This window comes from Nocardia vinacea NBRC 16497, from assembly GCF_000308835.1.
GTDB classification, from domain to species: domain Bacteria; phylum Actinomycetota; class Actinomycetes; order Mycobacteriales; family Mycobacteriaceae; genus Nocardia; species Nocardia vinacea.
On the sequence record NZ_BAGN01000333.1, the window covers coordinates 1 to 2,112 of the forward strand.

Consider the following 2,112-nt stretch of genomic DNA (forward strand, 5'->3'; position numbering starts at 1 on the left):
CGGATTGGTGCGCAATGCCCGTCGTGGCGGTCGGGTCCCGAAGGCGAGACTCGGAATATGACCGCAAGTGATCGTGCGAGCACACCCGATCTGCCGGCCGTACGGATGGCGCTGAAGCTCGCCTCCGGGCCCCCTCGGTGCATAACACCCAGCCGTGGCGCTGGGTGTTCGACGGCGCGCGACTGCAACTGCACAGCGACACCGATCGACTGCTGCAGTCGGCGGATCCGCTCGGCAGGCAGTTGGTGATCAGCTGCGGCGCGGTGCTCGACCATGCGCGCCTGGCCTTCCTGTCGATGGGCTGGTTCGCCGAGGTCACTCGCCTCCCCGACCCCGATCTGCCGGGCCTTTTGGCCACGCTGGAGTTCCGGCCGTGGCCCGGTGCGCTGAACACGACAGCCACCCGGGTGCGCGCCGTCCACCGGCGCCACACCGACCGATTGCCGATGCTGACACCGGGCAACTGGCACGACGTGCTCAGCGCGGTGCGCGAACTGGCGCGACCACATCATGTCGCGGTCGACGAGATAGCCGACAGCAGCAGGCCCCGACTGGCCGCGGCCACCGAACATGCCACGGCGTTGCGCCGTTACGATATGGAGTATCAGGCCGAATTGCATTGGTGGGCCGGACATTCCAACGTCCAGGAAGGCGTCCCTGCGGCCGCGCTGGTATCGGATGCCGAGGCCGCCAGGGTCGATGTTGGACGCACTTTCCCGTCCGCGCCGTATTCGGCCCGCCGAGCCGACCTCGAGGACAAGGCCCGGCTGGTGGTGCTCAGCACCCTCGGCGATACCCCGGCACAGTGGCTGCATACCGGCGAGGCGCTCTCGGAGATGTTGCTCGAATGCACCGCCCGCGGCCTGGCCACCTGCGCTCTGACCCACATCACCGAACTCGCCGCCAGCCGTTCGGTGATCACCGACCTGATCCCCCATTGGGACTGCCCCCAGGTTATCGTCCGCATCGGCATCGCACCCGAGGACACCGAATCGGCCCCGACACCACGACGACCACTCGACGAGGTTCTCGAGGTCCGTTCGCCTTGACCGATGGCCGCCGCCGATCCGAAAGCGGGACCATCGGCTCATCCGACAGCACCCTTCGGCCCTTGGACAGCGGCCACGCGCGACGCAGGCTGGGCAGATACCACACCAGGACCCAGGAGGCCAGCCATGCCGCATCACGACGATTTCCTCGCGCCAGCCGTGCAGACTGCGCACGACTGGGTGCGCGCTGTCGCCGACAGCCTCGACACCGACGACCGCGCCTTCGCCTATCGGGCGCTGCGCGCCTGGATGCACACCGTGCGCGACCGCATCAGCGTCAGCAGCTCGGCACATCTGGCCGCGCAGTTGCCCGAGGTGCTGCGTGGGGCCTATTACGAGGGCTGGGTGCCCAGCCATGTGCCGGTCCGACACGGCACCGCCGAATTCGTCACGCACTTCGCGAGGGCGGCGGGCATCGATCGGGACGAGGTCGGCCCAATCGCGGGTGCGGTCACCGTCGCGTTGTCGGATCTGTTCTCCCCCGGCCAGATGAACCGCATCTTCGCGGTCCTGCCGATGCACCTGTACGGCGTACTGTGCGGTGCGCAGGTCGCGGTCGAGGAATCGGCGTTCGATGGGCAGCCGGTCGCCGAGCACCGTGCGGTCGATCCGCTCACCGATCTGAGAGACCACGTCCAGGCCCTCGGTGCCGCGGTCGCGGTATTGGCGCGCGGCCTCGAGCGACTGCCCTCTGATGAACCCGACACCGACCGCGCGACCCAGGCGGCCCAGCGGGCACACCGGATTCTGCTCGCCGAAGGGCTGGTCGGCGCCGAGGCTCGGGAGCACTGACATGTTGCGCGCAACCATCCCGCTAGGGCGGGTCGCGGGAATTCGGATCGGCGCGCACTGGACGGCGCTGGTCACCCTGGGCCTGTTCACCTATCTGCTCGGTCGCTCGCTGACCGATATCCATGGCAACTCGGTGGCGGTCTGGCTGGTCGCGGCGGTCGGCGCGATCGGGCTCTTCGCCTCATTGCTGACCCATGAGCTGGCACATTCGATCGTCGCTCGCCGTGACGGCACCCGGATCGAACAGGTCGTGCTGTGGCTGCTCGGCGGA

The 2,112-nt window shown here is 68.5% G+C and carries 3 protein-coding genes; all 3 read left to right on the forward strand.

Translation table 11 applies throughout. The features are described 5' to 3' along the window. Positions 1-137 precede the first annotated feature (137 nt). Positions 138-1,049 (forward strand): Acg family FMN-binding oxidoreductase, encoded by a 912-nt coding sequence (locus ON44_RS33800; protein ID WP_157187398.1) that lies wholly within the window; start codon positions 138-140, stop codon positions 1,047-1,049. A gap of 126 nt (positions 1,050-1,175) precedes the next feature. Then, positions 1,176-1,841 (forward strand): DUF2267 domain-containing protein, encoded by a 666-nt coding sequence (locus ON44_RS33805; RefSeq protein ID WP_040698146.1) that lies wholly within the window; start codon positions 1,176-1,178, stop codon positions 1,839-1,841. Between the two features lies 1 nt (position 1,842). Then, a partial coding sequence (locus tag ON44_RS33810; protein WP_040698149.1) for a peptidase M50 occupies positions 1,843-2,112 on the forward strand: 270 nt, incomplete at its 3' end.